This is a genomic window from Enterobacter cloacae complex sp. CARB60 (genome assembly GCF_036487345.1).
Classification (GTDB): domain Bacteria; phylum Pseudomonadota; class Gammaproteobacteria; order Enterobacterales; family Enterobacteriaceae; genus Enterobacter; species Enterobacter asburiae_D.
Genome location: NZ_JAZKLC010000002.1, coordinates 3,168,393 through 3,191,773, shown reverse-complemented (window position 1 = coordinate 3,191,773; position 23,381 = coordinate 3,168,393). Strand labels below are relative to the sequence as shown.

Here is a 23,381-nt window from a genome sequence, read left to right as displayed (position 1 = left end):
ACTTTTTGAAGAGTACCGGTCGGTGTTCTTCAAAAAGTGTAAAGAACCGCATTCTCAGGTTTATTTATTAAGGGAGTAATACATAAGCCGGGATTGCACAAACCATTATTGCTTATATACAGGATTTTTTGAAATGACTAAAAGGACATTACTGAGCATTATCGTGGCAGGTGCATGCATTGCACCGTTTATGGCTCAGGCTGCAACGCTGCAGGCAACCAGCAGCGAACCGTACACCATGAAAGCCAGCGATCTGGCGAAGAAGGAAAAAGAGCTGACCAGCTTCCCGCTGATGGCCTCCGTAAAAGAGACTATTCAGACGCTGGACAATGCTCAGGTTGAAATGATTGAGCCAGGCCGCGCGGCAAACCCGGATAACGTGAAGCGTGTTGAAGGGATCGTGAAGGCCAGCGACTGGGAATACCTGTTCCCGATGCGTGCGCAGTCCTATACCTACAGCAACTTCCTGAAAGCGGTGGGTAAATTCCCGGCACTGTGTAAAACCTATAACGACGGCCGAGACAGCGATGCAATCTGTCGTAAAGAGCTGGCAACCATGTTTGCCCACTTTGCGCAGGAAACCGGCGGCCACGAAAGCTGGCGTCCTGAAGCAGAATGGCGTCAGGCGCTGGTGCATGTCCGCGAAATGGGCTGGACTGAAGGTCAGAAGGGCGGCTATAACGGCGAATGTAATCCGGACATCTGGCAGGGGCAGACCTGGCCGTGCGGTAAAGATAAAGACGGTGACTTCCTGAGCTACTTCGGTCGTGGGGCTAAGCAGCTGTCTTACAACTACAACTACGGTCCGTTCTCTGAAGCCATGTACGGTGATGTGCGTACGCTGCTCGACAAACCTGAGCTGGTGGCCGACACCTGGCTGAACCTGGCGAGCGCCATCTTCTTCTTCGCCTATCCGCAGCCGCCAAAACCAAGCATGTTGCAGGTTATTGACGGAACCTGGCAGCCAAACGATCGCGACAAAGCTAACGGACTGGTCCCAGGCTTCGGCGTAACCACTCAGATCATCAACGGCGGCGTCGAGTGCGGCGGCCCGACTGAAATTGCGCAGTCTCAGAACCGTATCAAGTACTACAAAGAGTTCGCGAACTACCTGAAAGTGCCTGTTCCGGCAAATGAAGTGCTGGGCTGCGCCAACATGAAGCAGTTCGATGAAGGCGGCGCTGGCGCCCTGAAGATCTACTGGGAACAGGACTGGGGATGGAGTGCCGATACGCCAGACGGAAAGACCTACTCTTGCCAGCTGGTGGGCTACCAGACGCCATTCAGCGCGTTCAAAGAGGGGGACTACACCAACTGCGTTAAGAAGTTCTATAACGTGAACATCATCAACGACGACGGTTCTGCCACTACGCCGGATGAAAAACCCGTTACTCCAACGCCAGCTGAAGAGGAAACGCCAGCACCAGCGCCAGTACCGGATGAAACGCCGGCAGTCGTGAACCACGCGCCTGTCGCACATATTGCAGGTCCAATCGGTGCGGTTGATGCCGGTGCGCAGGTTTCTCTGAGCGCGGAAGGTTCTACCGATGCTGATGGCAACAAGCTGACCTACACCTGGCGTTCACAGGATGGCCAGACCGTCACCGGTCAGGATAAAGCGGTTGTGACCTTCAAGGCGCCAGAAGCGGCGACGGCTCAGCAGATTGAAATCAGCCTCACCGTCAGCGATGGCGAACTGAGCAGCACCACCTCTTACCTGCTGAACGTGAAGGCAAAAGCGGCTACACCATCTAAGGATGAAGGCGCTTCTGGCTCTTACGCCGCGTGGAGTGCGAACAGCAAGTACAACGCAGGTGATATCGTGAACAACCACGGTAAACTGTTCCAGTGCAAACCGTTCCCGTACAGCGGCTGGTGTAACAACGCTCCGGCATACTATGAACCAGGCGCAGGCCTGGCATGGTCTGACGCCTGGACGGCTCTGTAAAAGCAAACGGCAACCCTCGGGTTGCCGTTTTAGTGTTTGCACCCTCTCCCCGTGGGAGAGGGCCGGGGTGAGGGCATCAGGCCGCACACTCTGTCTTTTGCCGGGTGGCGCTGCGCTTACCCGGCCTACATGGGGTTAAAGGGGCGAGGGAACAATACTGTGCAGTTGTAGGCCCGGTAAGGCGAAGCCGCCACCGGGCAAAAAGGCTAGCGATGAAGCTTCCCGTGATCCCGCAGCCACGCCGCCGTGCGCACAATCCCTTCATCCAGCGTCACGATCGGTTTATACCCCAGCTCGTTCTCTGCTCGCGAAATATCCAGCGTAAAATCAAAGTTAAGCTTCGATACGCCGTAATGCGTCAGCGCAGGCTCTTTGGCCGATTTACTGCCAAAACGCTCCATGCTGCGGGCAATCATATCCAGCATCGGGTAGGGCACGGAACGGATACGGCAGTCGATCTGCAGCTCGTCGATCAGCCGCTGCACAATGCTGCGCAGCGTGCACGGTTCGCCGTTAGTGATGTTATAGGCGCGACCGGAAATCAGCCTATCGCAGTCCGGCAGGCTTGCCAGCCACATGGCGTGAACGGCATTTTCGTAATAGGTCATATCCACCAGCGCATCGCCGCCGCGCGGCAGCAGCACGCTGCCGTAGTGGTGCATCATCTGCGCCAGACGCGGAATAAACACTTTGTCGTGCGGCCCGAACAGGCTCTGCGGACGCAGTACCGTAAAGCGGGTATGCGGGTTCGACTGCGCCAGCAGGTCAATCACCTCTTCGCTGGCCGCCTTGCTGCGGGCAAACTCACAGGCAAAGCGAGCCGGGCGGAAATCTTCCTGCACGTCACGATGGTGGTGATAGTCGAAATAGAGTGACGGTGACGAGATATGAATAAAGTTACGCACGCCCCAGGCGACGGCCCATTCGCCCAGACGGCGGGTTGCCCGCACGTTGGCGAGATCGAAGGCTTCCTGGGTGCCCCACGGGGAGGTGAAACTGGAGCAGTGCCACAGCGTGTCGATACCGGCGAGCATCACTTTCGCCTGAGAGGAGACCAGCTCCGTCAGGTCAGCATGGACGAACTCTGCGCCCATTTTTTGCAGCAGTTTTCCCATCGCTTCGTTGCGACCGGTAGCCCTGACGCTGATGCCCTTGCTGCGCAGAAATTCGACCGCATTTCGGCCTAAGCCGCTGGTCGCCCCGGTAACCAGTACCTTCATATCAATCCACTGTGTTGAAAAGAATTTCGTGCGCATTCTTTCGTGAATTACGACGCTATGCAATGGGAAAGGTGAAAGAAAGAGAGTTTTATTTAGATCTTTTCCGTCTTTTGTTCTGCCCGTTGCGCAATACGTTTCGCCATCCCGCGGAAGATAAACAGGTGCGCAGGGATCATCAACAACCAGTAGAACAGACCCGGCATTCCGTGCGGATGCCACCAGGCGCGGACGTCCAGCTCACGATGGTCACCTTTGTCTTTCAGGCTAAAGCAGAGCCGGCCCAGCCCCGGGGCTTTCATACCGAACAGCAGCGCCAGCTGTTTTTCCGGCTCGACGATGATCACCTTCCAGCTGTCGACCGCATCGCCCACCTCAAGATACGGGCGTGCCGGGCGGCCTTTTGCCAGCCTGTGCCCCACCAGTAGATCCATTGCCCCGCGCGTTTGCCAGAGAATACTACCGAAGAAATAACCGTCTTTGCCGCCAATCTGGTTCACGACCTCCCACAGATCTGCAAGGCTGGCGGAAGTCTTCACCGTGCAGCCCGCCTGTTTCGGGTAATAGCCATACTCCGGGCGCCAGCGGGCAAACGCCTGGGAGTCGTAGCCCCAGTCGCTGGAGTTCACCAGCTGCTCTTCTTCTTTCAGCGTGTTGCGCACGGCATCATCAAAGCGGATCAGGTCCTGGGGAATGAGTGCCCGCAGTTCGCTGTCGTCCGCCAGCAAATCGTGCTTCAGCCCCTGGATCAGCGCTTTGGCGGTCGTCGGCGGCACGGAGGTGATCACATTCAAAAACCACACCGAAATCCAGCGGGTTGGAAAGGGGATAGGGATCAGCCAGCGGCGACGGCCGCTGACGCGCATGAAATGTTCGAACTGCTCCTGATAGCTCAGGACTTCGGGACCTGCGGCTTCCAGCACGCGGTGTTGCTCCGCCGGGTGATCCAGCAGCGCCACCAGATAATGCAGTAAATTCTCCAGCGCAATCGGCGTGGTGCGCGAACGAACCCAGCGCGGCGGCGTGAGTACCGGCAGGTTGTAGACCATATCGCGCATCACTTCGAAGGCGGCGGAGCCCGCGCCGACGATAATGCCGGCGCGCAGTTCGGTGACGGGGATAGCGGCGCCGCGCAGGGTTTCAGCCGTCAGCTGGCGGGCCCGAAGATGATCGGACTGCTCGTGTTCTGGCGCCTGGAGCGAGCTTAAAAAAATCACCTGCTTCACCGGCGTTTGCAGCAGGGCATCGCGGACGTTCATCGCCACCTGCCGCTCGTGGGCGATAAAATCCCCGCCTTCGCCCATGCTGTGCACCAGGTAGTAAAGCGTGTCGACCCCTTCCAGCAGCGCGGGAAGTTCCTTCGGCCAGTTGAGGTCAACGTTGTGGCAGGTGACGCCAGGCAAACTGAGTTTTTGCAGCCGTTCCGTGTTGCGTGCCGCAGCCAGCACCCGGTGTCCCTGCTGGCTTAACGCCACGGTGAGATGCTGACCGATATACCCGCTGGCGCCGAGCACCAGAATGCGTTGCGGCACGTGATGCTCCTTATCGCTGTAAAAACGCCTGCCAGTGTTTCACCACGTCCGCCAGCTGTTCGCGGCTTACGTCAAGATGCATGACCAGGCGCACAACGGGTGAGGCGTTGATCAGCACGCCACGTGATTTCATAAATTCACCCAGCGCGGCGGCGTGCTCATCGCCCACGCGAACAAACAGCATGTTGGTGTCGTGACGCATCACGTCGGCGCCAATTTCGCGCAGCTGCGTAGCCATCCACGCGGCGTTGTCGTGATCGTCCTTCAGGCGCGCCACGTTGTTTTTCAGGGCATACAGCCCGGCCGCCGCCAGAATGCCCGCCTGACGCATGCCGCCGCCGGTCATTTTGCGCCAGCGGTTGGCGCGCTTGATGTAGTCTGCGTTACCGACCAGCAGGGAACCCACCGGCGTGCCCAGACCTTTAGAGAGGCAAATGGTGAACGAGTCGCAGTATTGCGCAATTTCTTTCAGCTCGCAGCCGTACGCCACCACGGCGTTAAAGATGCGCGCGCCGTCCACGTGCAGGCCGAGCCCGCGCTCGCGGGTGAATTCCCACGCTGCTTTCAGGTACTCGCGCGGCAGCACCTTGCCGTTGTGGGTGTTTTCGAGGCTGAGCAGCCTGGTGCGGGCGAAGTGAATATCGTCGGCCTTGATTTTCGCCGCGACCTTATCGAGCGGCAGGGAGCCGTCCGGCGCGGCGTCAATGGGCTGCGGCTGAATGCTGCCGAGCACCGCCGCGCCGCCTGCTTCGTACAGATAGTTATGCGCGCCCTGGCCGACGATATACTCTTCACCGCGCTCGCAGTGGCTGAGCAGTGCGACCAGGTTAGCCTGCGTACCGGTTGGCAGGAACAGGGCAGCCTCCTTGCCGCTCAGTTCAGCCGCGTAGCGTTGCAGTTCGTTGACCGTCGGGTCATCGCCGTAGACGTCGTCCCCGACCGGGGCGGCCATCATCTCTTCGAGCATGGCGCGGCTCGGGCGGGTTACGGTATCACTGCGTAAATCGATCATGGCATGTCCTTATTATTAAAAAGGCGATGCCAGATGTTTTACCTGAGCCAGTTAGTTTTTGCCAGTTCGATCACCTCATCGCCGCGCCCGCTGATGATGGCGCGCAGCATATACAGGCTAAAGCCTTTGGCCTGTTCCAGCTTGATCTGCGGCGGGATCGCCAGCTCTTCTTTGGCGACGACGACATCCACCAGCACCGGACCGTCGATGGAGAAGGCGCGCTGCAGGGCTTCATCCACCTCGGAGGCTTTCTCCACGCGAATACCGGTGATGCCGCAGGCCTCGGCGATGCGCGCGAAGTTGGTGTCGTGCAGCTCGGTGCCGTCCGTCAGGTAGCCTCCGGCCTTCATCTCCATCGCCACGAAGCCCAGCACGCTGTTGTTAAAGACCACGATTTTCAGCGGGAGCTTCATCTGCACCACCGACAGGAAATCCCCCATCAGCATGCTGAACCCGCCGTCGCCGCACATTGCCACCACCTGACGCTCCGGCGCCGTCGCTTTTGCGCCCAGCGCCTGCGGCATGGCGTTGGCCATTGAACCGTGGTTGAACGAGCCGAGCAGGCGGCGTTTGCCGTTCATCTTCAGATAGCGGGCCGCCCAGACGGTTGGCGTGCCCACGTCGCAGGTAAAGATGGCATCGTCGTCGGCAAAATGGCTGATCTGCTGCGCCAGATACTGCGGGTGAATGGCTTTGTCGCTCGGTTTGGCGAGGTCGTCCAGCCCCTTGCGGGCATCGCGATAGTCGCTCAACGCCTTATCAAGGAACTTGCGGTCGGTTTTCTCTTCCAGCAGCGGCAGCAGGGCGGCAAGGGTAGATTTGATGTCGCCCACCAGCGCCATATCGACCTTGCTGTGCGCGCCGATGCTGGCCGGGTTGATATCAATCTGAATGATTTTCGCATCCGCCGGGTAGAACGGACGATACGGGAACTGGGTGCCGAGCAGGATCAGCGTGTCGGCGTTCATCATGGTGTGAAAGCCGCTGGAAAAACCGATCAGCCCGGTCATCCCCACGTCGTAAGGGTTGTCGTACTCGACGTGCTCTTTGCCGCGCAGGGCGTGGACAATCGGCGATTTCAGCTTACCGGCAAATTCAAGCAGCTCCTTGTGGGCGCCCGCGCAGCCGCTGCCGCACATCAGGGCGATATTGCTGGAGTAACGCAGCAGCTGCGCCAGCTTTTTCAGCTCCTCTTCAGCAGGCGTTACCACGGGCTGCGGAGCGTGATACCAGTGCGTGCTGGCCCCTTCCGGCGCGGCCTTGAGGGCCACATCGCCCGGGATAACGACCACAGAAACGCCTCGGTTCAGCACGGCTTTGCGCATGGCGATCGCCAGCACCTGCGGGATCTGCTCCGGGGATGAAACCAGCTCGCAATAGTGGCTGCATTCACGGAACAGCTCCTGCGGATGCGTCTCCTGAAAATAGCCGCTGCCGATTTCGGAAGAGGGAATATGGGCGGCAATCGCCAGCACCGGCACGTGGTTACGGTGGCAGTCGAACAGCCCGTTAATCAGATGCAGGTTGCCGGGACCGCACGAGCCCGCACACACGGCCAGTTCCCCCGTAAGCTGTGCTTCCGCGCCTGCGGCGAAGGCGGCAACCTCTTCATGGCGGGTGGGCATCCATTCGATGGTCTTCATCTTGTTGAGGCTGTCGCTAAGTCCGTTCAGGGAATCGCCGGTTACGCCCCAGATACGTTTCACGCCAGCCTGTTCGAGCGTTTTCGCAATATATGCAGCCACGGTTTGTTTCATGGTTGTCCGTCTCCTTTTTGTGATATCGCTTACAAGCTTAGAAGAAAGTCTCCGTATTGCCCGTCATCTCCCCCTAATTAAAAGGTGCTTTTCACGCGCAATTATTCGGCATAATCTGGCAATACCTCGGTGAAAACAGGAATAACTTCAAATGGTTAAATCATTGTTAATTGCTGTAAATGAAAAGCTATCGTGCGACGATCTTGGCAAACTCTTGTTACGACTTGCCGTCGGCGGGCTGATGCTTTTTCACGGTTTGCACAAGCTTTTTGGCGGCGTGGGCTTTATCAGCGGCATGCTGGTGGAGAAAGGGCTGCCGGGGTTTATTGCCTACGGCGTGTTGGTTGGCGAAGTGGTGGCACCGATCCTGATTATTGTTGGGCTCTTTACGCGCCCGGCCGCACTGGTGCTGGCGTTTACGATGATTGTGGCGTGGCTGATGGTGGGAGTGGGGGAAACGCTCGCCCTTGATAAGGTTGGCGCATGGGCGATTGAAAGCCTGGTGTACTTCTTTATCGGCTCGCTGGCTGTCGCATTTTTAGGGGCAGGGCGGTTTGCGGTAGGGAAAGCGCCCGCGTGGCGATGAAGGCGGGTGTGCTGATAACAAAAGGGTCTGTGGACCCTTTTTTATCGAAGTTTTTTAAGTCTTTGATTTTATTGTGCTGAATTGTATGTCATGAAAAAGGATTTAAGGGGGGGTTAGAGGAATTCTTTATCTGACAAGGTGATAGGTGTAGATTGTTCCAGTTCACTGCCGTACAGGCAGCTTAGAAATGACCGGGCCCGAAGCGCGTACCGTCGTTCGCGTTCACTGCCGTACAGGCAGCTTAGAAATCTGGTTTAACCACGCTGTCAGGGATTTGTTCTGTTCACTGCCGTACAGGCAGCTTAGAAGGCACTTCAGCCGGGTAAGCGTCAGCGCCACCCGACAAAAGCCCGGTGGCGCTGACGCTTACCGGGCCTACAAGCCAATATTTCCGAATAAGCCTGAATTAGCACCGTCTTCATCGGGTGCGGATAAACGAAACGTCGCCCGACAAAAAGCCCGGTGGCGCTAGCGCTTACCGGGCCTACGAAGAGCCAGCACGTACAAAGTAGGCCGGGTAAACGCAGTGCCACCCGGCAAAAATGGCGGCACCGCATCACATTACGCCAGCACCAGGTCCCCCTGCGGGTGGCAGGAACACGCCAGCACGTAACCCTCGGCAATTTCCGCGTCGGACAGCGTCATGGTGCTGGTGACGGTATACTCGCCTGAAACCACCTTCGTCTTACAGCAGCCGCACACCCCCGCACGACAGGCAGCCACTACCGGCACCTTGTTGCTTTCCAGCGCCTCCAGCAGCGTGGTCCCTACGCGGCCAAAGAAGGTCTGCGCAGGCTGCAGTTTGGTGAACTTAACGCCGCTGGCTGCCGCTTCCGCCACCGGCGTGAAGAACTGCTCTTTGAAGAAGCGGGTCACGCCAAGCGCTTTCACTTCTTTTTCGACGATATCCATGTACGGCGCCGGGCCGCAGGTCATCACGGTGCGGTTCGCCATATCCGGCACGCTTTGCAGCAGCTCGCGGCTCAGGCGACCGGGCACAAAGCCGTGGGTCGCGTTGTGCTCAGCCACCAGCGTCACCGGATAATCACGCCATTCCCCGGCAAAAATCACATCTTCCGGAGAGCGAACGCTGAAGATCGTCTGCACGTCGGCCTGCGGGCGGTTCTTCGCCAGCCAGCGGCGCATCGACATAATCGGCGTCACGCCGCAGCCCGCCGCCAGCAGCAGGAATTTATCGTCTGCTTTGTCGTCACAGGTGAAATCACCCTGCGCGTCAGACAGCCAGATATAATCCCCGCGCTTCACGTCCCGCGTCAGCCACTGCGAGCCCGCGCCGTCATCAATGCGGCGGACGGTGAGCGTAATGTACTCGCTCACGCCCGGCGTTGAGGAGATCGTGTAGGCGCGCAGGGTGTCCGCCGAATTGCGAACGCTGACCAGCGCATACTGACCTGCACGGTACGGATAGTAGTCATGGCACAGCAGCGACAGCGTCCACACATCCGGCGTCTCCTGATGGATGTGATGAACCTGCATCCGCCACGGACATTGTGAGGTTGGCATGGTCATGAATAACTCCTTACGCGCTCAGCAGCTGCTTCATATCATCTTCAACGTTGGTCACGGAACGCAGACCGAATTTCTCGTTCAGCACCGCCAGCAGGTCCGGCGTCAGGAAGCCAGGCGCGGTCGGGCCGGTCACGATGTTGGTGACGCCGAGAGAGAGCAGGGTCAGCAGGATGACAATCGCTTTCTGCTCAAACCATGACAGCACCAGCGACAGCGGCAGGTCGTTCACGCCACAGCCCAGTTTCTCCGCCAGCGTGACCGCCAGAATGATGGCCGAGTAAGCATCGTTACACTGGCCCGCATCGATCAGGCGCGGCAGACCTTCGATGTCGCCGAAGTCCAGCTTGTTGAAACGGTATTTACCGCACGCCAGGGTCAGGATCAGGCAGTCTTCCGGCACGCTGGTGGCGAAATCGGTGAAGTAGTTACGCTCGCCGCGCGCGCCGTCGCAGCCGCCGACGAGGAAGATGTGGCGCAGCTTTTCACGGCTGACGAGATCGATCAGCGAATCAGCGGCACCCAGCAGGGTCTCACGACCAAAGCCGACGGTAATGAGGTGCGGGATTTCGCTGTACGGGAAGCCCGCCATCTGCTGCGCCTGGGCGATAACCGGACCGAAATCGTCACCTTCAAGATGGCTCACGCCCGGCCAGCCGACGATGCTGCGGGTCCAGATGCGGTCGTCATACGCGCCTACGGTAGGGTCGATGATGCAGTTAGAGGTCATTACGATAGGGCCAGGGAAGCGTGCGAACTCCACCTGCTGGTTCTGCCAGCCGCTGCCGTAGTTGCCGATCAGATGCTTAAATTTACGCAGCTCCGGGTAGCCGTGCGCCGGGAGCATTTCGCCGTGGGTATAGACGTTAACGCCGGTGCCTTCGGTTTGCTTCAGCAGGTTGTAGAGATCTTTCAGGTCGTGACCGGAAATCAGGATGCACTTGCCTTCGGTCGCTTTCACGTTCACCTGCGTCGGCGTCGGGTGGCCGTAGGTGCTGGTTTCACCGGCATCCAGAATGCTCATCACGCGGAAGTTCATCTGGCCGATTTCCATTGAGCACTCCAGCAGCGCGTTCATATCGGCAGGCCAGGTGCCCAGCCACACCATGATTTTGTGGTACTGGGCATAAATCTCATTGTCGTACTGACCCAGAACGTGCGCGTGCTCCATATACGCCGCAGCGCCTTTCAGGCCGTACAGGCACAGCAGGCGCAGGCCGAGAATGTTCTCGCCAATCGCCGCTTTGTCTTTATTCGGGGTGAATTCTGCCGCCTGACGCTGGAGGTCGCCCAGATCGTCGCTCACCAGCTGAAGTTCTGACATCGGGTTTTCCACGCGGGCGCTGGCGTCCGCCTTCAGGCACTGTGCTTTCAGCGCTTCACGCAGGGCAATCGCTTCGCGGGCATAGCCCACAATGCGCGGAGAGTCGAAGTTAACGTTGGTCAGCGTGGAGAAGAAGGCGCGCGGGGCGAAGCTGTCGACGTAGTGGTCAACAATGCCGTATTCGCGGGCTTTGAACGCCCATGCGGAAAGGCCTTGCAGGGCAGCAATCAGCAGGTCCTGCAGGTCAGATGTTTCTGCGGTTTTGCCGCACATACCCTGTGCGTAAGAGCAGCCATTGCCTGCCGGGGTACGGATGGTTTGTTCACATTGCACACAAAACATAATCACACCTGTTAAAGTTATATTTGATATACATGTTTAAGGTTATGCCTGTGCCAGAACGGTGAAAAGGGCTTTCTGCTACAAAATAGAGGGAGATTGATTTAGCGCAATTTTGGCGGCAGGAAACCTACCGCCAAAGAAGTATCAGGCAGAGAAGAAGGCCATCATGACCGGAACCAGCAGGCTCAAAATAAAGCCGTGCACGATAGCCGCGGGCACCATCTCCAGCCCCCCGGAGCGCTGGAGTACCGGCAGGGTAAAGTCCATCGACGTCGCGCCGCATAGGCCCAGCGCGGTAGAACGACTGCGGCGAACCAGGCTTGGGATCAGCATGATGGCAATCAGCTCGCGTGCCAGATCGTTAAAGAAGGCGGCGCTGCCGATCACCGGGCCGAATGATTCGGTCAGCAGAATACCGGAGAGGGAGTACCAGCCAAAACCTGACGCCATCGCCAGGCCGGTTTTCAGCGGCAGATCGAGAATAAGGGCGTTAATGACGCCCGCCACCATTGAACTGGCGACAACAATCACCGCAACCATCATTCCCCGACGGTTGAGGACAATTTGTTTCAGGGTCATGCCATTATTTCGCAGCTGAATACCGATCAGGAACAGCAGGAAGATCAGCGTATATTCACTGGCCTCTGTCGCGTGCTGTAAAAATGCCCAACCGGTCAGCCCAAGAAGAAAACCGAGCACCACGACGCCGCATAATTTTAATGATTCAAGCGCCATTGCAATTCGTGAAGGGAGTTTTTCCTGATGATGGTGATTTTTCCATGGAATAGTGCGTTCCAGCCACAGCAGCGCGGCAATATTGCACAGCAAAATAACAACCACGGTGACGACAGAATAATGAAGGATGGAGAGTAAATTCGCCGACAGGTTATCCAGGAAAGCCAGGCTTATCCCCATAAAGAAAAGAATGACGTAAACAATCCAGCTGAGAAAACGGTTGATAAGCCGTAATGCGGATTCCTGATGCAGCGGGATAAGGTAGCCCGCAATCAGGGGCAGCAGAATAATGAGGAGTCCTGAAAACATGAACAGCCGGTCCTTTTGAGTATCTGTTGAGCGCCAGAGACACTACCCAATAAAGGCTGTTCAGTAAAGCGGCAAAAGAAAGCCGGGTGGCGCTAACGCTTACCCGGCCTACAAAGTGCACTCTCATGTAGGTCGGGTAAGCGTTAGCGCCACCCGACATTACAGGCCGCACGTAATTAATCGCGTTTTTCCAGCAGGGTGCGGTACAGCACGCCGCCCAGGATACCACCGATAATTGGCATCACCCAGAACAGCCACAGCTGTTCAAGCGCCCAGCCGCCCTGGAAGATGGCGACGGCGGTGCTGCGTGCCGGGTTAACGGAGGTGTTGGTGACCGGAATCGAAATCAGGTGAATCAGCGTCAGCGCCAGACCAATGGCAATCGGGGCAAAACCGGCTGGCGCGTGTTTGTCCGTTGCGCCGTGGATCACCAGCAGGAAGCCGGCGGTCAGCACAATTTCAATCACGATGGCAGACAGCATGGAGTAGCCGCCCGGAGAGTGTTCGCCGAAGCCGTTAGAGGCAAAGCCGCTGGCCGCCGCGTCGAACCCGGCTTTACCGCTGGCAATGACGTACAGAACGCCCGCCGCAATAATACCGCCAACTACCTGCGCCACAATGTAGCCAATCACGTCTTTAGCGGGGAAACGGCCGCCCGCCCATAAACCTAATGTCACTGCCGGGTTAAAATGACCGCCTGAAATATGACCCACGGCAAACGCCATGGTTAATACGGTTAAACCAAACGCCAGCGCGACGCCGACAAAACCAATGCCTAATTCCGGGAATGCTGCTGCCAGAACGGCGCTACCGCAGCCACCAAATACCAGCCAGAATGTACCAAAGCATTCTGCCGCTAATTTTCTAAACATAACCACCTCAAAATAATTATCCGCACGCTTTCCTGCGTGTGGGTTATATCGTCAAAAAGGGATGACGACTCAAAGAGTCTCTATTTTAAAAAATAACCACACCCCTTCGCCACTTAAATAAATTAGATGGGTTTGATTTTAGGCAATGTGATGTCATTCCTTGTTCGAGCCGGCGGTAAATAGAGCATAGCTCATTTTTGAATGGGTGAATGTTGTACTGTCGTCGCCACCATCCTCCCGCTATACTGCTGATAACTTAAAGGAAAAAGTGATCATTTGTCGGGGGATTTATGCTTCTCGAACGTGTGGAAATTGTCGGATTTCGCGGTATTAACCGTCTGTCGCTCCAGCTTGAGCAGAACAACGTCCTGATCGGCGAGAACGCGTGGGGTAAGTCCAGCCTGCTGGATGCGCTGACGCTACTGCTTTCGCCCGAAGACGATCTGTATCACTTCGTCCGCGACGATTTCTGGTTCCCGCCCGGCGACGTGACGGGGCGCGAGAAGCACCTGCATATCATCCTGACGTTCCGCGAATCCGAGCCTGGACGTCATCGCGTGCGTCGCTTCCGCCCTCTGTCACCCTGCTGGGTGCCGTGCGATGACGGTTTCCACCGGATTTTCTATCGTCTGGAAGGGGAGATGGCGGAGAACGAGGGCGTTCTCACCCTGCGTGATTTTCTCGATGAAAAAGCCAACCCGATCCCGCTGGACAATATCGACGATCTGGCCCGTCACCTGATCCGCCTGACGCCGGTGTTACGCCTGCGCGATGCGCGCTTTATGCGGCGTATTCGTAACGGTACCGTACCGAATATGCCGGAAGTGGAAGTCACCGCCCGGGAGCTGGATTTTCTGGCAAGAGAGCTGGTGTCGCGCCCGCAGAATCTGACCGATGGTCAAATCCGTCAGGGGTTGTCCGCAATGGTGCAACTCCTGGAGCACTATTTTTCCGAGCAGGGAACCTCGGCGTCGCGCCATCGTCTGATGCGCCGCCGCTCTCATGACGAGCAGCGAAGCTGGCGTTATCTCGACATCATTAACCGGATGATCGACCGGCCCGGCGGTCGTACCCATCGGGTGATTTTGCTGGGGCTGTTTTCAACGCTTTTGCAGGCCAAAGGCACCGTTCGTCTTGACCGGGACGCCCGACCGCTGCTGCTGGTGGAAGACCCGGAAACGCGCCTGCATCCCATCATGCTCTCCGTGGCATGGCATCTGCTGAATCTGCTGCCGCTCCAGCGCATTACGACCACCAATTCCGGGGAGTTATTATCGCTGACGCCGGTAGAACACGTCTGTCGCCTGGTGCGTGAATCCTCCCGCGTCTCCGCTTTCCGCCTTGGGCCGGGCGGTTTGAGCGCGGAAGACGGGCGGCGCATCGCGTTTCATATTCGCTTTAACCGCGCGTCGTCGCTCTTTGCCCGCTGTTGGCTGCTGGTGGAGGGGGAAACGGAAACCTGGGTCATCAACGAGCTGGCGCGCCAGTGCGGCCACCATTTTGATGCGGAAGGCATTAAGGTGATTGAATTCGCCCAGTCGGGATTAAAGCCGCTGATAAAATTTGCCCGCCGGATGGGGATCGAGTGGCACGTGCTGGTAGACGGTGATGAGGCGGGGAAAAAATATGCCTCGACCGTGCGGAGCCTGCTGAATAACGAGCGAGAGGAAGAGCGCGACCATTTAACCATGCTCCCTGCGATGGACATGGAACACTTCATGTATCGTCAGGGGTTCGACGACGTTTTCCACCGCATTGCCATGGTGCCGGTCGATGTCCCGATGAACATGCGGCGCGTGATCGCCAAAGCCATTCATCGTTCGTCAAAACCGGATTTAGCCATTGAAGTGGCGACGGAAGCGGGGAGGCGGGGCGTGGAGGCGGTACCGACCCTGCTGCGGAAGATGTTCTCCCGCGTGCTGTGGCTGGCACGCGGGAAAGCGGATTAGCGTTGGGTCGCCTGTTTCACCTGCTGAATCAGGCTATCCAGCAGTTCGTAGCGGCGGCGATATTCGGCGCGTTTTTTGCTGGCGATCTCTTCCATCGGTTTACGCGGCATGACGAGCGGCAGCATAAAGTTACCGTTATCCTGTTTTTCACCGCCGATGGAGAGCCAGAAACTGTCGTAATCGGCTAACAGTTTGCCCTCTTTTTTCTTGCGGTAGCGCCAGCTGCGATAAATATGGGTATCGTTACTGACGGCGACAATCTGCTCTACCGGGAACGCGGCGCCGAGCGTCATCGCGGCCTCGACCAGCAGACGTTTCGGGAACAGACCGTGGCAGGCTTTCGTCGCACGCTGGATCAGCTCATGGGGAACATGCGCTTTTGCGCCCTGCAAACCGCCAATGAACAGCGTCGATTTTCCCTCAAACGGGCATAGCGTAAAGGTCATCTCCGCCAGCGCCGTATTTTGACCGTCACAGAAAACGAGGGTAGCTTCTCCCTCTTTATCCATAAACGCGTCGGCACACAGACGGACGGTAAATTGCTGTTCATCTTTTCCGGTTAAGGTCAGCAGAGTCACGCCCTGCTTTGAAAGGTAACCATGAGTCAGCGTCGCCGGCAGCTGGCGACACATCATCTGATAGTGCCAGGACAGCGATTCCAGCGCACGCTGTCGATCCATATTGACCGTCAACCACGGACGATGAAGGCGGCAGGGCAGCCCCGGCTGAACCTGGAGCATTTGCATCAGGTGCGGATGTTTTGCAAGCTCAGACAGCAGACGCGCGGTGCTGAGCGGTGTCGCCAGTGAACGCAGCATGAACTTACGTCGGTAGGCGGTTTTTTCCCATGCCAGCCCGGGGGCGATCTCACCGAAAGCCAGGTTTTTGAAGAGCTGCCAGCCGGATTTTGGCTGCGGCAGATTTGAAAGTGATGTATCGACGATGGAAGACATGGTAGATCCTGATCCTTTTGGAATATCGCTATTTCAGCAGGGGAAATGTCAACATCTCGTAAACAAATTAGGACGATTTCGGAGAACAGGGGTTTCGTTGAAGAGTCGTTTAGTTAGAATCAACACTTATCATTGCCAGAACATTTATTTGGAATATTTATGAACCTCAAGGGAAAACGCAGAACGCTGTTTCTGCTGCTGGCGGTCGTAGTTTTAGCCGGTGGATACTGGCTATGGCAGGTGCTGAATGCGCCGGTGCCACAGTATCAGACGCTGATTGTTCGCCCGGGCGAACTGCAGCAAAACGTCCTCGCGACGGGCAAGCTTGACGCGCTGCGCAAGGTTGACGTCGGCGCTCAGGTCAGCGGCCAGCTGAAAACGCTGTCGGTTGAGATTGGCGACAAGGTGAAAAAAGGCCAGCTGCTCGGCGTTATCGATCCCGAGCAGGCTGAGAACCAGATCCGCGAGGTGGAAGCCACGCTGATGGAGCTGCGCGCGCAGCGCGCGCAGGCGCTGGCAGAACGTAACCTGGCCCAGGTAACGCTGACCCGTCAGCAGGCGCTGGCCAAAACCCAGGCTATTTCGAAACAAGATCTCGATACCGCCACCACTGAACTGGCGGTGAAACAGGCGCAGATCGGCACGATTGAAGCGCAAATCAAACGCAATCAGGCCTCGCTGGATACGGCGAAAACCAACCTCGACTACACCAAAATCGTCGCGCCGATGGCGGGCGAAGTGACCCAGATCACCACGCTGCAGGGCCAGACGGTGATCGCCGCGCAGCAGGCGCCAAACATTCTGACGCTGGCGGACATGAGCACCATGCTGGTCAAAGCCCAGGTCTCCGAGGCGGATGTGATCCATCTTAAGCCGGGGCAGAACGCCTGGTTTACGGTGCTGGGCGACCCGCAGACGCGCTACGAAGGCGTGCTGAAAGACATTCTGCCGACGCCGGAAAAAGTGAACGACGCTATCTTCTACTATGCCCGCTTTGAGGTGCCAAACCCGCAGGGCGTGCTGCGCCTGGATATGACCGCGCAGGTGCATATTCAGCTGACCGGCGTGAAGAACGTGCTGACCATCCCGCTCTCTGCTCTCGGCGAATCCGCAGGGGAGAGCCGTTATAAAGTGAAAGTGCTGCGCAACGGCGAAACGCGCGAGCGCGAGGTCGTGATTGGCGCGCGCAACGACACCGACGTGGTGGTGGTAAAAGGGCTGGAAGAGGGCGAGGAGGTTGTTGTCAGCGAAAGCCTGCCCGGAGCCGCCAAATGACGGCGCTGCTTGAGCTGAATAACATTCGTCGCAGCTATCCCTCCGGCGACGGCCCGGTGGAGGTGCTGAAGGGCATCTCCCTGCGCGTGGAGGCGGGCGAGATGGTGGCGATTGTCGGCGCATCGGGTTCCGGTAAATCGACGCTGATGAACATTCTCGGCTGCCTGGATAAACCGACCAGCGGTACCTATCGCGTGGCCGGGACGGATGTCTCCACGCTGGACGGCGACGCGCTGGCGAAGCTGCGCCGGGAACACTTCGGCTTTATCTTCCAGCGTTACCATCTGCTTTCTCACCTGAATGCGGCCCAGAACGTGGAAGTGCCTGCGGTGTATGCGGGCGTCGAGCGTAAAAAGCGCCTTGAGCGCGCGAAGATGCTGCTGACGCGCCTGGGGCTGGCAGAGCGGGTGGAGTACCAGCCCTCGCAGCTGTCCGGCGGCCAGCAGCAGCGCGTGAGTATTGCCCGCGCCCTGATGAACGGCGGGCAGGTGATCCTCGCGGATGAACCGACCGGCGCGCTAGACAGCCATTCCGGCGAAGAGGTGATGGCGATCCTCCATCAGCTTCGCGATCAGGGACACACGGTGATTATCGTCACCCACGATCCGCAGGTGGCGGCGCAGGCGGAACGCATTATTGAGATCCACGACGGCGAGCTGGTCAGCAATCCGCCGCCGCGTGAGTCCAGGGCAGCGGCGCCGAAAGAAGTGCTGCCGGCATCAACCGGCTGGGGACAGTTCTCCAGCGGCTTTCGTGAAGCGCTGACCATGGCCTGGCTGGCGATGGCGGCCAACAAAATGCGTACCCTGTTGACGATGCTCGGCATCATTATCGGTATCGCCTCGGTGGTGTCGATTGTGGTGGTGGGTGACGCGGCGAAACAGCTGGTGCTGGCGGATATCCGCGCCATCGGCACCAATACCATTGACGTTTATCCCGGCAAAGACTTTGGCGACGACGAGCCGCAGTATCAGCAGGCGCTGAAATACGACGATCTGGCGGCGATTCAGAAGCAGCCGTGGGTGAACTCCGCCACGCCTGCGGTTTCGCAGAACCTGCGTCTGCGCGTGGGCAACGTTGACGTGGCCGCCAGCGCTAACGGCGTGAGCGGAGACTATTTCAACGTCTACGGCATGACCTTCAGCGAAGGCGCCACCTTCAACGCCGAGCAACTGGCGGGCAGGGCGCAGGTGGTGGTGCTGGACGCGAACTCGCGCAGGCAGCTTTTCCCCAATAAAGCCAGCGTGGTAGGCGAAGTGATCCTGGTCGGCAACATGCCTGCCACGGTCATCGGCGTGGCGGAAGAGAAGCAGTCGATGTTTGGCAGCAGCAAGATCCTGCGCGTCTGGCTGCCCTATACCACCATCTCAGGGCGGATTATGGGGCAGTCCTGGCTCAACTCCATCACCGTGCGCGTGAAGGAGGGCTACGACAGCGCGCTCGCCGAACAGCAGCTTGAGCGGCTGTTAACCCTGCGCCACGGGAAGAAAGATTTCTTCACCTGGAATATGGACGGCCTCTTGAAAACGGCGGAAAAGACCACACGTACACTTCAGCTTTTCCTCACGCTGGTGGCGGTGATCTCGCTGGTCGTCGGCGGCATCGGGGTGATGAATATCATGCTGGTGTCGGTAACCGAGCGCACCCGGGAGATCGGCATCCGCATGGCGGTCGGGGCCCGGGCCAGCGACGTGCTGCAGCAGTTTTTGATTGAAGCGGTACTGGTGTGTCTGGTCGGCGGGGCGATGGGCATTGCGCTCTCGATGATGATCGCGTTTGCGCTCCAGCTCTTTTTACCCGGCTGGGAGATTGGCTTCTCGCCGGTCGCCATTATTACCGCATTTTTGTGTTCGACCTTTACCGGCATTTTGTTTGGCTGGTTGCCCGCCCGCAACGCGGCGCGGCTGGATCCGGTGGACGCGCTGGCTCGGGAATAACCCGAAAATAAAAATGCCAGCCGATCGGGCTGGCATTTTGACTGCGGGATGTACACAATAAAACAGAGAGCTATGCAACCGTCTCTGCTTCAAGGGGTACGATTAGGCTTGCATGATTGCCTTTTGGACCCTGATGTACATCGAACCGGACGGACTGCCCGGCTTTGAGCGTTCTGTAACCATCCATCTGAATGGTGGAATAGTGAGCGAAGATATCCTCGCCGCCGCCTTCGGGGCAGATGAAGCCAAACCCTTTGGCGTTGTTGAACCACTTAACAGTACCCATTTCCATGCTTCGACATCCTTCGTAAATCTTATAAGTTAAGATGGAATGAACCGGTGGTGGAGTGGGGGCTGTTCAAAACCTCGCCATCTCACGCTTGTACAATTTAGAGAAACGAAAGAAGTCGTCAAGCGTTTGGCGCTGGAGATGGGACAATAATCAACCAAAGTTTGAAGCAGTTAACGCTATTGCAACAGTTTGTGACAGACATCGCGGATGACAGTAATAGATGATTGTTATCTAACATCTGAGGTAGATTCAAAGTGGTTATGCATAATGGGTAAGACCAACGATTGGCTGGATTTTGACCAGCTGGCGGAAGATAAAGTGCGCGACGCGCTAAAACCGCCATCTATGTATAAAGTTATGTTAATGAACGATGATTACACGCCGATGGAATTTGTTATTGACGTGCTACAAAAGTTCTTTTCTTATGATGTAGAACGTGCAACGCAACTGATGCTTACCGTTCATTATCGAGGCAAAGCGATCTGCGGCATTTTTACTGCCGAAGTCGCGGAAACCAAAGTGGCGATGGTGAACGACTATGCGAGGGAGAACGAGCATCCGTTGCTGTGTACGCTGGAAAAGGCCTGATAAGGCATAAAATTGGGGGAGGTGCCTATGCTCAATCAAGAACTGGAACTCAGTTTAAACATGGCTTTCGCCAGAGCGCGTGAGCACCGACATGAGTTTATGACCGTCGAGCATTTACTGCTCGCACTGCTTAGCAACCCATCTGCCCGCGAAGCGCTGGAAGCCTGCTCCGTGGATCTGGTGGCGCTACGTCAGGAACTCGAAGCCTTCATCGAACAAACCACACCGGTGCTGCCAGCCAGTGAAGAAGAGCGCGACACGCAGCCGACGCTCAGCTTCCAGCGCGTGTTGCAGCGCGCGGTATTCCACGTCCAGTCTTCCGGGCGTAGCGAAGTGACTGGCGCAAACGTCTTAGTCGCCATCTTCAGCGAGCAGGAGTCACAGGCTGCCTACCTGCTGCGCAAACACGAAGTCAGCCGCCTCGACGTGGTTAACTTTATTTCTCACGGAACGCGCAAAGACGAGCCTAACCAGGCATCGGATTCCAGCAATCAGGTCAATAACAATGAAGAGCAAGCAGGCGGGGAGGATCGTATGGAAAACTTCACCACCAACCTTAACCAGCTTGCTCGCGTTGGCGGTATCGACCCGCTGATTGGTCGCGATAAAGAGCTGGAGCGCGCGATCCAGGTGCTGTGCCGTCGCCGCAAGAACAACCCGCTGCTGGTGGGTGAGTCAGGCGTGGGTAAAACCGCGATTGCCGAAGGTCTTGCCTGGCGCATTGTGCAGGGCGACGTGCCGGAAGTGATTGCCGACTGCACCATCTACTCGCTGGATATCGGCTCTCTGCTGGCGGGCACCAAATACCGCGGTGATTTTGAAAAACGCTTCAAGGCGTTGTTAAAGCAGCTGGAGCAGGACACCAACAGCATCCTGTTTATTGATGAGATCCACACCATCATCGGTGCAGGTGCGGCCTCCGGTGGCCAGGTGGATGCCGCGAACCTGATCAAACCGCTGCTTTCCAGCGGCAAGATCCGCGTGATTGGCTCCACGACCTACCAGGAGTTCAGCAACATCTTTGAGAAAGACCGTGCGCTGGCGCGCCGCTTCCAGAAAATCGACGTGACCGAGCCGTCCGTCGAGGAAACGGTGCAGATCATCAACGGTCTGAAGCCGAAGTACGAAGCGCACCACGACGTGCGTTACACCGCGAAAGCGGTCCGTGCGGCGGTGGAGCTGGCGGTGAAATACATCAACGACCGTCATCTGCCGGATAAGGCGATTGACGTGATTGATGAGGCAGGGGCGCGTGCGCGTCTGATGCCGGCCAGCAAGCGTAAGAAAACCGTTAACGTGGCGGATATTGAGTCCGTGGTGGCCCGCATCGCGCGTATCCCTGAGAAGAGCGTTTCTCAGAGCGACCGCGACACGCTGCGCACCCTCGGCAATCGCCTGAAAATGCTGGTCTTTGGTCAGGATAAAGCCATTGAGGCCTTAACCGAAGCGATCAAGATGGCCCGCGCCGGACTGGGGCATGACCACAAGCCTGTCGGTTCCTTCCTGTTCGCTGGCCCGACCGGCGTGGGGAAAACCGAGGTGACGGTTCAGCTCTCCAAAGCGCTGGGCATTGAGCTGCTGCGCTTTGATATGTCCGAGTATATGGAGCGTCACACCGTCAGCCGTTTGATTGGTGCGCCTCCGGGCTACGTAGGCTTTGACCAGGGCGGCCTGCTCACCGACGCGGTGATCAAGCATCCGCACGCGGTCCTGCTGCTCGATGAAATCGAGAAAGCGCACCCGGACGTGTTCAACATCCTGCTGCAGGTGATGGACAACGGGACGCTGACCGACAACAACGGGCGCAAGGCGGACTTCCGCAACGTGGTGCTGGTAATGACCACCAACGCCGGTGTGCGTGAAACAGAGCGTAAATCCATCGGCCTGATCCACCAGGATAACAGCACCGATGCGATGGAGGAGATCAAGAAGATCTTCACGCCGGAGTTCCGTAACCGTCTGGACAACATTATCTGGTTCGATCACCTGTCTACCGACGTGATCCATCAGGTAGTGGACAAGTTCATCGTCGAGCTGCAGGTTCAGCTGGATCAGAAAGGCGTGTCGCTGGAAGTAAGCCAGGAGGCCCGCAACTGGCTGGCCGAGAAAGGCTACGACCGTGCGATGGGGGCTCGTCCAATGGCGCGCGTGATTCAGGACAACCTGAAGAAACCGCTGGCGAACGAGCTGCTGTTTGGCTCGCTGGTGGACGGCGGCCAGGTGACCGTGGCGCTGGACCAGGCGAAGAACGAACTGACGTACGATTTCCAGAGTGCAGCGAAGCACAAGCCGGAAGCGGCTCACTGAGTTGAACGTTAATGTTAAAAACCGGGCTTTTGCCCGGTTTTTTTATGCCTGCCAAGGTAAAAGCAAAACGGCAACAGATTTGTCGTTTTTAGTGTTTTCTCCCTCTCCCTGTGGGAGAGGGTTGGGGTGAGGGCAACAGGCCGCAGAGAATTTTGCGAGGCGCTTTCCAGTTTCTTTCGAAGTCAGTTGCTGGATAAATCCACAGTAATAAAATGGCGGCGCACCTGCAAAATCAGGTGCCGGGATTGGCGTCCTGAAAGTGTGTGAGCAGCAGTAATGCTGCAGGCTTCGTTCGCCCTAAGGAAAAGGGTATAATTCTGCATCTGGCGGGCGAATCGGAAGCTTCTTTTGAAGCGCCAGTAGCACACACACTGGTACGCCAATTCCTTTTCGTCCGCCGCCAGCAAATTGGCGTTTCCTGCGATGGTAAATTCAAAGTGTGTGAAGGAATTACCCAATGAATACAGAAAACAATTTCGCCCAACTCTACAGCGAACTCTCCCTCAACCCCGATCTCCCAACCCTTGCCGAGCGCTGCAAACTGCTCACCGAAATACTCCTCGACTGCAAATCACTCCCGCAAACGCAGCCCGTTTGCCGCTGTCTCGGGGCCTGGCTGGAAGAGGTGAAATCCGGCCTCACAGAGTCAATGCGTGATTTTCAGGTGGTGGAATTTGAGGATGAAGCGGAACAGCCGCGACAAAAAGAGTGGTTGCTGGAAGATACAGAAACGAAATGCGACTACTGCCGGGCGTTAAACCATGTGCTACTGGTGTCGCATTTTGACCGTGATATGTTGCCGCACCTTACGGGGCTGCTGCATGACATTACGCATTCGATGGCGGGGGATTTAATCGCTCCTGTACAACCGTGGATGACAATACATCTTCCGACGCAGCAACACTAAAGCCATAAATAA

At 57.3% G+C, this 23,381-nt stretch carries 18 protein-coding genes; 8 read left to right on the top strand and 10 right to left on the bottom strand.

Annotated elements, in window-relative coordinates:
* The first annotated feature begins 133 nt into the window (after positions 1-133).
* Positions 134-1,948, top strand: coding sequence for a glycoside hydrolase family 19 protein (locus V4835_RS16365; RefSeq protein WP_331412858.1), 1,815 nt, complete (start codon positions 134-136; stop codon positions 1,946-1,948).
* A gap of 206 nt (positions 1,949-2,154) precedes the next feature.
* On the opposite strand, the gene V4835_RS16360 is transcribed toward V4835_RS16365, so the two are convergent.
* The 4 genes from V4835_RS16360 to poxB form a co-directional block, all read right to left on the bottom strand.
* Positions 2,155-3,168: an NAD-dependent epimerase/dehydratase family protein gene (locus tag V4835_RS16360; protein WP_331412857.1), complete on the bottom strand. Its 1,014-nt coding sequence runs from the start codon at positions 3,166-3,168 to the stop codon at positions 2,155-2,157.
* A 92-nt stretch (positions 3,169-3,260) separates the two neighbouring features.
* Positions 3,261-4,697 carry an SDR family oxidoreductase gene (locus tag V4835_RS16355; protein ID WP_331412856.1) on the bottom strand — a complete coding sequence of 479 codons (1,437 nt, stop codon included), beginning with the start codon at positions 4,695-4,697 and terminating at the stop codon, positions 3,261-3,263.
* Positions 4,698-4,707: 10 nt separating this feature from the next.
* Positions 4,708-5,709 (bottom strand): low-specificity L-threonine aldolase, encoded by a 1,002-nt coding sequence (ltaE, locus tag V4835_RS16350; RefSeq protein ID WP_331412855.1) that lies wholly within the window; start codon positions 5,707-5,709, stop codon positions 4,708-4,710.
* 38 nt (positions 5,710-5,747) lie between these two features.
* A complete protein-coding gene (gene poxB / locus V4835_RS16345; protein WP_047346936.1) occupies positions 5,748-7,466 on the bottom strand; it encodes a ubiquinone-dependent pyruvate dehydrogenase in 1,719 nt (572 codons plus the stop codon).
* 151 nt (positions 7,467-7,617) lie between these two features.
* Between poxB and V4835_RS16340 the strand changes: the two genes are divergently transcribed.
* Positions 7,618-8,052 carry a DoxX family protein gene (locus tag V4835_RS16340; RefSeq protein WP_063144446.1) on the top strand — a complete coding sequence of 145 codons (435 nt, stop codon included), beginning with the start codon at positions 7,618-7,620 and terminating at the stop codon, positions 8,050-8,052.
* Positions 8,053-8,613: 561 nt separating this feature from the next.
* Here V4835_RS16340 and hcr read toward each other — a convergent pair.
* From hcr to aqpZ, 4 genes are all read right to left on the bottom strand, one after another.
* A complete protein-coding gene (gene hcr, locus V4835_RS16335; RefSeq protein ID WP_331412854.1) occupies positions 8,614-9,582 on the bottom strand; it encodes an NADH oxidoreductase in 969 nt (322 codons plus the stop codon).
* Positions 9,583-9,592: 10 nt separating this feature from the next.
* The gene (hcp, locus tag V4835_RS16330; RefSeq protein ID WP_331412853.1) at positions 9,593-11,245 is read right to left on the bottom strand and encodes a hydroxylamine reductase; all 1,653 of its coding nucleotides are present in this window, start codon (positions 11,243-11,245) and stop codon (positions 9,593-9,595) included.
* Positions 11,246-11,389: 144 nt separating this feature from the next.
* Complete coding sequence (locus V4835_RS16325; protein ID WP_331412852.1) at positions 11,390-12,289, bottom strand: lysine exporter LysO family protein; 900 nt, start codon at positions 12,287-12,289, stop codon at positions 11,390-11,392.
* A gap of 176 nt (positions 12,290-12,465) precedes the next feature.
* On the bottom strand, positions 12,466-13,161 hold the full coding sequence (gene aqpZ / locus V4835_RS16320; protein WP_014883193.1) for an aquaporin Z: 696 nt from the start codon (positions 13,159-13,161) through the stop codon (positions 12,466-12,468).
* Between the two features lie 290 nt (positions 13,162-13,451).
* On the opposite strand from aqpZ, the gene V4835_RS16315 reads away from it, so the two are divergent.
* Positions 13,452-15,110 (top strand): ATP-dependent endonuclease, encoded by a 1,659-nt coding sequence (locus V4835_RS16315; protein ID WP_063144443.1) that lies wholly within the window; start codon positions 13,452-13,454, stop codon positions 15,108-15,110.
* Here V4835_RS16315 and V4835_RS16310 read toward each other — a convergent pair.
* On the bottom strand, positions 15,107-16,063 hold the full coding sequence (locus V4835_RS16310; protein ID WP_331412851.1) for a VirK/YbjX family protein: 957 nt from the start codon (positions 16,061-16,063) through the stop codon (positions 15,107-15,109). The two genes, V4835_RS16315 and V4835_RS16310, sit on opposite strands and share 4 nt — an antisense overlap.
* Before the next feature lie 159 nt (positions 16,064-16,222).
* Between V4835_RS16310 and macA the strand changes: the two genes are divergently transcribed.
* Together macA and macB are read left to right on the top strand one after the other, a co-directional pair.
* Positions 16,223-17,338 (top strand): macrolide transporter subunit MacA, encoded by a 1,116-nt coding sequence (macA, locus tag V4835_RS16305; protein WP_331412850.1) that lies wholly within the window; start codon positions 16,223-16,225, stop codon positions 17,336-17,338.
* Entirely contained in the window at positions 17,335-19,275 is a 1,941-nt protein-coding gene (macB, locus tag V4835_RS16300; RefSeq protein ID WP_063144441.1) for a macrolide ABC transporter ATP-binding protein/permease MacB, read from the top strand. Before macA ends, macB begins: the two co-directional genes overlap by 4 nt.
* Positions 19,276-19,345: 70 nt before the next feature.
* Here the strand turns inward: macB and cspD are convergent, their stop codons facing one another.
* Positions 19,346-19,567: a cold shock-like protein CspD gene (gene cspD / locus V4835_RS16295; protein WP_063144440.1), complete on the bottom strand. Its 222-nt coding sequence runs from the start codon at positions 19,565-19,567 to the stop codon at positions 19,346-19,348.
* A 267-nt stretch (positions 19,568-19,834) separates the two neighbouring features.
* Here cspD and clpS point away from each other — a divergent pair, with 267 nt between their 5' ends.
* The 3 genes from clpS to V4835_RS16280 all read left to right on the top strand — a co-directional run bounded on the left by clpS (position 19,835) and on the right by V4835_RS16280 (position 23,369).
* On the top strand, positions 19,835-20,155 hold the full coding sequence (gene clpS / locus V4835_RS16290; RefSeq protein WP_006174393.1) for an ATP-dependent Clp protease adapter ClpS: 321 nt from the start codon (positions 19,835-19,837) through the stop codon (positions 20,153-20,155).
* 27 nt (positions 20,156-20,182) lie between these two features.
* The gene (clpA, locus tag V4835_RS16285) at positions 20,183-22,462 is read left to right on the top strand and encodes an ATP-dependent Clp protease ATP-binding subunit ClpA (protein WP_023335109.1); all 2,280 of its coding nucleotides are present in this window, start codon (positions 20,183-20,185) and stop codon (positions 22,460-22,462) included.
* Positions 22,463-22,919: 457 nt separating this feature from the next.
* Positions 22,920-23,369 carry a hypothetical protein gene (locus tag V4835_RS16280; RefSeq protein ID WP_331412847.1) on the top strand — a complete coding sequence of 150 codons (450 nt, stop codon included), beginning with the start codon at positions 22,920-22,922 and terminating at the stop codon, positions 23,367-23,369.
* The last annotated feature ends 12 nt before the right edge of the window (positions 23,370-23,381 follow it).

Bases quoted from the DNA above. Each gene is read 5' to 3' on its own strand.
- V4835_RS16365 (WP_331412858.1), top strand. From the start codon at position 134: ATGACTAAAAGGACATTACTGAGCATTATCGTGGCAGGTGCATGCATT.
- V4835_RS16360 (WP_331412857.1), bottom strand. From the start codon at position 3,168: ATGAAGGTACTGGTTACCGGGGCGACCAGCGGCTTAGGCCGAAATGCG.
- ltaE (WP_331412855.1), bottom strand. From the start codon at position 5,709: ATGATCGATTTACGCAGTGATACCGTAACCCGCCCGAGCCGCGCCATG.
- poxB (WP_047346936.1), bottom strand. From the start codon at position 7,466: ATGAAACAAACCGTGGCTGCATATATTGCGAAAACGCTCGAACAGGCT.
- V4835_RS16340 (WP_063144446.1), top strand. From the start codon at position 7,618: ATGGTTAAATCATTGTTAATTGCTGTAAATGAAAAGCTATCGTGCGAC.
- hcr (WP_331412854.1), bottom strand. From the start codon at position 9,582: ATGACCATGCCAACCTCACAATGTCCGTGGCGGATGCAGGTTCATCAC.
- hcp (WP_331412853.1), bottom strand. From the start codon at position 11,245: ATGTTTTGTGTGCAATGTGAACAAACCATCCGTACCCCGGCAGGCAAT.
- V4835_RS16325 (WP_331412852.1), bottom strand. From the start codon at position 12,289: ATGTTTTCAGGACTCCTCATTATTCTGCTGCCCCTGATTGCGGGCTAC.
- aqpZ (WP_014883193.1), bottom strand. From the start codon at position 13,161: ATGTTTAGAAAATTAGCGGCAGAATGCTTTGGTACATTCTGGCTGGTA.
- V4835_RS16315 (WP_063144443.1), top strand. From the start codon at position 13,452: ATGCTTCTCGAACGTGTGGAAATTGTCGGATTTCGCGGTATTAACCGT.
- V4835_RS16310 (WP_331412851.1), bottom strand. From the start codon at position 16,063: ATGTCTTCCATCGTCGATACATCACTTTCAAATCTGCCGCAGCCAAAA.
- macA (WP_331412850.1), top strand. From the start codon at position 16,223: ATGAACCTCAAGGGAAAACGCAGAACGCTGTTTCTGCTGCTGGCGGTC.
- macB (WP_063144441.1), top strand. From the start codon at position 17,335: ATGACGGCGCTGCTTGAGCTGAATAACATTCGTCGCAGCTATCCCTCC.
- cspD (WP_063144440.1), bottom strand. From the start codon at position 19,567: ATGGAAATGGGTACTGTTAAGTGGTTCAACAACGCCAAAGGGTTTGGC.
- clpS (WP_006174393.1), top strand. From the start codon at position 19,835: ATGGGTAAGACCAACGATTGGCTGGATTTTGACCAGCTGGCGGAAGAT.
- clpA (WP_023335109.1), top strand. From the start codon at position 20,183: ATGCTCAATCAAGAACTGGAACTCAGTTTAAACATGGCTTTCGCCAGA.
- V4835_RS16280 (WP_331412847.1), top strand. From the start codon at position 22,920: ATGAATACAGAAAACAATTTCGCCCAACTCTACAGCGAACTCTCCCTC.